The organism is Microbacterium sp., from assembly GCF_049661145.1.
Classification (GTDB): Bacteria; Actinomycetota; Actinomycetes; order Actinomycetales; family Microbacteriaceae; genus Microbacterium.
Genome location: NZ_JBASZT010000041.1, coordinates 23,370 through 29,920, shown reverse-complemented (window position 1 = coordinate 29,920; position 6,551 = coordinate 23,370). Strand labels below are relative to the sequence as shown.

The window sequence follows — 6,551 nt, the reverse complement described above, 5'->3', positions numbered from 1 at the left end:
GTCGCGGCGTTCGCGCTCGCGACGGCGACGGTGTCCGGGCTCGTTGTCACGGCGGGTGTGGATGCCGCGGTCGCGGCGCACGTGCCGCCGTCGGTGGCGGCGGCATCCGTGTCGTCGACCGTGCCGCACACGACGGTCGTCGACCCGGTGCGCCAGGCGGAATACTGGCTCGACGAGTACGGCGTGCGCGACGCGTGGGCGACGACCCGGGGCAAGGGCGCGACGATCGCGATCATCGACACGGGCATCGGCCGCACGCCTGTGGAGTTCTCCGGAGCGGTCGTGGGCGGAGCGGACTTCTCGGGGGCGGGGTCCTCCGACGGGAGGACCCCCGTCGGCGCGGTCGACGGGAACCACGGCAGCTGGGTGGCCTCGCTCGCCGCAGCGCGCGGCACCGGTGCCGACACCGGGATGATCGGCGTGGCGCCGGAGGCGAGCCTGCTGTCGATCTCGATCGGGTTCGGCGCGGCATCCGCCGTCCCCTTCGTGCAGCAGGTCGCCGACGCCATGACGTGGGCCGTCGACCACGGCGCCGACATCATCAACCTCTCCTTCACGACCAACACTCTGACGTGGGATCCGCTGTGGGACACGGCATTCCAGTACGCGTTCGATCACGACGTCGTCGTGGTCGTCGCCGCCGGCAACCGTGGCACCGGTACCGATCGAGTGGGAGCGCCCGCCACGATCCCGGGAGTGCTCACGGTCGGGGGTGTCAACCGCGCGGGCGTCGCAAGCGCCGAAGCGTCGACGCAAGGGATCACGATCGGTATCTCGGCACCCAGCGAGCGGCTGCTCGGAGTGTCGGCGGACGGCCAGATCGTGGAGTGGGACGGCACGAGCGGCGCCGCTCCCCTCGTGGCCGGCATCGCCGCTCTCGTCCGTTCGGCGCACCCGGAGCTCGACGCGAACAATGTGATCAACCGGATCATCAAGACCGCACGGCCGGCCGCCGGGGCCACCTCCGTGCCGGACAAGAACTACGGATTCGGGCTGATCGACGCCGCGGCCGCCGTCGCCGCGAGCATCCCTACGGTCGGTGTGAGCCCGCTTCCCGGCCCCACACTCGCCGAATGGGTGCGGCTGTACCGGCGTGCAGAGGTCGTGCCCCAGCCGGTGCCGACATCGGCACCGGTGCAGCTCGATCCGCTCCCGAAGGCCGATCAAGTGGAGCGGCGATCGCCGCTGCTGCCGAGCGCGGACACCCTCCGCTACGGGACGACACCGCTCGTCGGGGGCACCATGGCCGCTATACTGGTCGCGCTCGGCGTCACTGCTGCTGCCCGACGCATCAGATCGGAGCGCGCACCCCGTGCTCCGAGCCGTTGATTCAAGGAGTCTTCCCTGTGACTGCCCCAGCGACCAGCACTGCCGTTCCCAAGATCCTCATCGTCGGCGGTGGCTACGCCGGCTTCTACACCGCGTGGAAGCTCGAGAAGCGTCTACGCAAGGGCGAGGCCGAGGTCACGATCGTCGACCCGTTGCCCTACATGACCTACCAGCCGTTCCTCCCGGAGGTGGCCGCCGGTGAGATCGAGGCGCGGCACGTCGTCGTCGGGCTGCGTCGTCACCTCAAGAGAACGCATGTCATCACGGCAAAGGTCACCGGAATCGATCACGCGAACCGGACCGCGACCATCACTCCCGAAGACGGCGAGCCGTGGCAGGCGAGCTACGACCAGATCGTGGTGACCGCTGGTGCCGTGTCGCGGACGTTCCCGATCCCCGGCATCGCCGACAACGCGATCGGCCTCAAGACGATCGAAGAGGCCGTTGCGATCCGTGACCGCATCATTTCGAACTTCGACCGCGCGGCGAACCTCCCGCCCGGTCCTGCGCGCGACCGCCTGCTCACGGTCGTCGTGGTCGGCGGCGGATTCGCCGGCATCGAGGTCTTCGCCGAGACGCGGGCGCTGGCCTCGTCGCTGCTGAAGGACTACCCGCAGCTGCGATTCGAGGACACCCACTTCCACCTGATCGAGGCGATGGGCCGGATCATGCCGGAGGTCTCGCTGCCCACGAGCGAGTGGGTGCTCAAGAGCCTCGCGAAGCGCGGCGCCTCCGTTCACCTCGACACGCAGGTCACCGGAGCGGTGGGCGGCGATGTCGAGTTGTCGACGGGTGAGGTCATCCCGACCGACCTCATCATCTGGGCGGCCGGCGTCATGGCCAACCCCACGGTCGTGCGGGGCAGTGACCTGCCCATCGAGGAGCGCGGCCGTATCCGCACGCGCGCCGATCTTCGCGTCGGGACCGCCGATGAGGTCGTCGAGGGAGCCTGGGCCGCGGGCGACGTGTCGGCCGTGCCCGACCTCACCGGCAAGGGTGTCGGAGGCTACTGCGTACCGAACGCGCAGCACGCCGTTCGTCAGGCGAAGCTCCTCGCGAAGAACATCGTCGCCGTGTTGCGCGACGAGGTGCCGCATGAGTACATCCACAAGAACCTGGGCGCCGTCGCCGGTCTCGGCCTGTACAACGGCGTCTTCCAGTCGGGCAACATCGCGCTCAAGGGCTTCATCGCGTGGTGCGCGCACCGTGGTTACCATGGGCTTGCGATGCCGTCGTGGGAGCGCAAGTGGCGCGTGCTATGGGGCTGGTGGCACAACCTCTGGCTCGGCCGCGACAACGTGACGCTTCAGTCGGTGCAGCACCCGCGCTACGTCTTCGAAGAGTTCGCCGCGCGTCCGCGCCCGGCAGCTCCCGTTGAGGCGCCTGCGGTTCCCGCCGCGCCGGCCGTTGCTGCCGCGCCGGAGGCCGCCGCTCCGGCCGCCGACCCGAAGGCCCCGGCCAAGAAGGCTCCCGTGCGGAAGGCCCCGGCGAAGAAGGCGCCCACCAAGGCGACGACCGAGGCCTGAGCCACGGGTTAGCCTGGTTGCCGGGCCCCCGTAGCCCAATGGCAGAGGCAGGCGACTTAAACTCGCTCCAGTCTGGGTTCGAGTCCCAGCGGGGGTACGGCTGCTTCTTCCCTCGATGATGCGATGGAGGCACCTTCACCGGCAGCGCCAGAAGCCGCGGCGCCGTGAGCGACGCCGCGGTTGCTCGGCGTCGCGGGGAGTTTCCGGGGGAACCGCCCGTTGCACTCGTCGAGCTCGCCATGCGGAGACTTCGGCTTCGACGTCACGGGTCAGGGTGATGACAGGCGGGCCGCCCAACAGTTGCCGCCGGGCCTCGATCACGCGACGATTGAAGTCATCCAGCATCTCGCGCACGTCGACCTCGCGGGCGAGACCATCGAGGCGGTCATCGAGCCTGGCATCCTCCGCGCGAAGGGTGAGTGCGGCGGGGCCGAGCCCCTGCAGCTGTTCCGTTTCGATCTTGCGACGGATCCACCAGTCGGGATCGTGCGGGCGGTCCAGCCCTGGCAGCGGCTTGCCCGAGCCGGGCAGGTCGTCGAAATCGCCGCGGCGGATCGCCTGCTGAATCGCGACTTCGACCACCTCGTCGACGTGGAGATGGTTCAGCCCCGGCGAGGGTTCGTGATCGGGCAGCATGTTTCAACGGTACGTCCTGGTCTTCTGGAATCAGGACTGAGGAGTGCTGCGGTTCGCGATCTCGTCCGGAGTCGCCGTTTCTGCGAGTTCCGCCGCTGCCCGGTATCCGATGGTTCGGAGGCGCCGAATTGCGGGGGTGCGGCGCTCATGCTCGGCGCCGGATGGCCCGTCATGCAGCACGACCTCGGTGTGCCGGTGGGCTTTGCCGGCATCGTCACCATGATCATCGCGCCGGCACCGTGCTCTCCAGTCTCGCCTCGGAGCGAGTCACTCGCCGCTTCGTGGCTGGTCTGGTCACCGCCGTCAGCGTCGGCATGACCGCCGCGGCGCTCGTCGGGTTCGGCGCGATCTCCAGCTGGGTGGGTATGTGGGTGCTGCCTTGAAAAGCCGACGCGTGGGCTCCAGTCCTGACCGGAGCGAGACGGAGGCTCATCTAGGCTAGAGAGTCTCGACGCGCGAAGGAACCGGATCATGAGCCTCGACCTGCTCGCCGCAGGCCTGCCTGCCGGCTCCGCGGGCTCTTCGCCCACGACGCCGTGGACCGGCCCGGCGGCGTACTGGCCGGGGCGCACGAGCGCCGTCGCGGATCTTCCCGCGCCCGTCGCCACGATCGACGTCGATGCGCTCCGCTACAACGCGCTCGATCTCGTCGTCCGTGCCAGCGGAGTTCCCATTCGCGTCGCGAGCAAATCGATCCGCGTCCGTGGTGTGCTCGATGCGACCCTCGCATTGGCCGGATACCGAGGCATCCTCGCCTTCACCCTCGCCGAGGCGCTGTGGCTCGCCGAGACCCACGACGACATCGTGCTCGGCTATCCGACCGCCGACCGTGCGACGCTCGCGCGGCTGATCGCCGATGAGCGGGCCACCGCCCGCATCACGCTCATGGTCGACGACCTCAGTCAGCTCGACCTTGTCGACGCCGTCGCCGTGCCGGCGTCCCGCGCGGAGGTGCGCGTGGCGATCGACGCCGACGCGTCGTGGCGCGCACCCGTGCTCGGTCACGTCGGGGTGCGCCGGTCGCCGGTTCATGACGCGGCCGAGGTCGCCCGCCTGGCCCGCGCGATCGCCCGCCGACCCGGGTTCCGCCTCGTCGGTCTCATGATGTACGAGGCGCAGATCGCCGGACAGCCGGACGACGCCGGCCCCGGCGCGGCCGTCGTCCGCTGGGTGCAGCACCGCTCCGCGCAGGAGCTGCTCGACCGACGCGGCGCGATCGTGGCAGCGTTGCGTGAGATCGCCCCGCTCGAGTTCGTCAACGGTGGTGGCACCGGATCGCTGGAGTCCACGTCATCCGACCTCGCCGTCACCGAGATGACCGCCGGCAGTGGGCTGCTCGCCGGGCACCTGTTCGACGGCTACCGCGCCTTCGCCCCGGCGCCGGCGGCTGCCTTCGCGCTCGACGTCGTGCGCAAGCCGGCGGCAGACATCGTCACTGTCCTCGGCGGCGGCTGGATCGCGTCCGGTCCGTCAACTGGATCCCGCCGACCGCTGCCGGTCTGGCCTGCCGGCCTGCACCTGCTGCGTCGAGAGGGTGCCGGCGAGGTGCAGACCCCGCTGCGGGGGGCAGCGGCGCGGGCGCTCGGCGTGGGGGACCGCGTGTGGTTCCGTCACGCCAAGAGCGGCGAGCTCGCCGACCGCACCGACCGCTACCACCTCACATCCGACGACCGCGTCGTCGGAGAGGCGACAACCTATCGCGGCGAAGGGAAGACGTTCCTCTGATGACCAGACCCGGCGGCGCATGGCAGAACTGGGCGCGCACCGAGAGTGTGCGACCCCAGCGCGTCGAGTACCCGTCGACGATCGCCGCGGTACGCCGGTCGGTGCACGCGGCCGTCCAGCAGGGGCGCCCCATCAAGGCCGTCGGCACCGGCCACAGCTTCACCGGGATCGCCGTCGCTCCCGGCATCCTGCTCGAGCTGACCGACCTTTCCGGCCTGGTCTCGGTCGATCGTGAGCGCTCCCGGGCCACGGTCCTCGCGGGCACCCGCCTGCACCGCATCCCCGCACTTCTCGCGCCCTACGGTCTCGCGATGACGAACCTCGGCGACATCGACCGGCAGTCCATCGCCGGGGCGATCTCGACCGGCACGCACGGTACCGGGCTGCGCTTCGGTGGCATTGCGACGCAGGTCGTCGGCGTCACCCTCGTCACGGCGGACGGCGAACTGCTCACGGTGAGCGAGGATGAGAACGCCGACCTGCTGCCCGCCGTCGCCCTCGGACTCGGTGCCCTCGGCATCCTCGTCGAGGTGACGCTCCAGTGCGTGCCGGCGTTCGTCCTGCACGCCGTCGAGCGCCCCGAGCCGCTGGACGCTGTTGTCGCGGACATGCAGGAGCGGGCGAAGGATGCCGACCACTTCGAGTTCTACTGGTTTCCGCACACCGACGTCGCGCTCACGAAGACCAACACGCGCCGGGAGTCGGAGGCCGGTACCCGCCCCCTGCGCCCCGCTTCGAAGTTCGTCGACGATGTGCTCGTGGGAAACGGGGTGCATCAGGCCGCGTGCAGCGTCGGACGCGCGGTGCCGGCGCTCGTGCCGAGCATCAACCGTCTTTCGGCAAGGGTGTGGGGGAATCGGGAGTTCTCCGACCTGTCGCCGCGGGTGTTCGCGACCAGTCGCGGCGTGCGTTTCCGCGAGATGGAGTATGCCGTCCCTCTGGAGCGGGTCGCGGAGGCGTTCCGGGCCGTGCAGCGCGTCATCGACGAGAACGGCTGGCGCGTCGAGTTCCCCGTCGAGGTCCGCTGCGCCGCGGGCGACGACCGGTGGCTGTCCACGGCGCACGGCCGCGACAGCGGATACCTCGCCGTCCACCGGTACTGGCGGGTCGATCCCGCCGAATATTTCGCCGCCGTCGAGGAGATCATGCTCGCCCACGACGGGCGCCCGCACTGGGGCAAGCTGCACACGCTTTCCGCGCCGGCGCTGCGCGAGCGCTACCCGCGCTTCGACGACTTCGTCGCGCTGCGCGACCGGCTCGACCCCGACCGCCGGTTCCGCAACGCCTACCTGGACCGCGTGCTCGGCGCGTGAACCCGCAGCTCGGGACGTGAGT

At 70.3% G+C, this 6,551-nt stretch carries 5 protein-coding genes, 1 tRNA gene and 1 pseudogene; 6 read left to right on the top strand and 1 reads right to left on the bottom strand.

Annotated elements, in window-relative coordinates; genetic code table 11:
* Positions 1–81: 81 nt before the first annotated feature.
* The 3 genes from WBP48_RS01830 to WBP48_RS01820 all read left to right on the top strand — a co-directional run bounded on the left by WBP48_RS01830 (position 82) and on the right by WBP48_RS01820 (position 2,952).
* The gene (locus WBP48_RS01830) at positions 82–1,329 is read left to right on the top strand and encodes a S8 family peptidase (RefSeq protein WP_424435212.1); all 1,248 of its coding nucleotides are present in this window, start codon (positions 82–84) and stop codon (positions 1,327–1,329) included.
* A 17-nt stretch (positions 1,330–1,346) separates the two neighbouring features.
* Positions 1,347–2,855, top strand: coding sequence for an NAD(P)/FAD-dependent oxidoreductase (locus tag WBP48_RS01825; protein WP_424435203.1), 1,509 nt, complete (start codon positions 1,347–1,349; stop codon positions 2,853–2,855).
* Between the two features lie 24 nt (positions 2,856–2,879).
* Positions 2,880–2,952, top strand: a tRNA-Leu gene (locus WBP48_RS01820).
* A 38-nt stretch (positions 2,953–2,990) separates the two neighbouring features.
* Here the strand turns inward: WBP48_RS01820 and WBP48_RS01815 are convergent.
* A pseudogene (locus tag WBP48_RS01815) lies at positions 2,991–3,434 on the bottom strand (DUF1992 domain-containing protein); the annotation flags it as partial.
* 296 nt (positions 3,435–3,730) lie between these two features.
* Between WBP48_RS01815 and WBP48_RS01810 the strand changes: the two are divergent.
* The 3 genes from WBP48_RS01810 (at position 3,731) to WBP48_RS01800 (ending at position 6,529) form a co-directional block, all read left to right on the top strand.
* Positions 3,731–3,874 carry a hypothetical protein gene (locus WBP48_RS01810; protein WP_424435200.1) on the top strand — a complete coding sequence of 48 codons (144 nt, stop codon included), beginning with the start codon at positions 3,731–3,733 and terminating at the stop codon, positions 3,872–3,874.
* An 88-nt stretch (positions 3,875–3,962) separates the two neighbouring features.
* Positions 3,963–5,216, top strand: coding sequence for an alanine racemase (locus tag WBP48_RS01805; RefSeq protein ID WP_424435197.1), 1,254 nt, complete (start codon positions 3,963–3,965; stop codon positions 5,214–5,216).
* Positions 5,216–6,529, top strand: a complete 1,314-nt coding sequence (locus tag WBP48_RS01800) for a D-arabinono-1,4-lactone oxidase (protein WP_424435194.1) — start codon at positions 5,216–5,218, stop codon at positions 6,527–6,529. Before WBP48_RS01805 ends, WBP48_RS01800 begins: the two co-directional genes overlap by 1 nt.
* The last annotated feature ends 22 nt before the right edge of the window (positions 6,530–6,551 follow it).

What these genes read in the sequence shown, in the direction of transcription:
- WBP48_RS01805 (WP_424435197.1), top strand. Translation starts at nt 3,963, where the DNA reads ATGAGCCTCGACCTGCTCGCCGCAGGCCTGCCTGCCGGCTCCGCGGGC.
- WBP48_RS01800 (WP_424435194.1), top strand. Translation starts at nt 5,216, where the DNA reads ATGACCAGACCCGGCGGCGCATGGCAGAACTGGGCGCGCACCGAGAGT.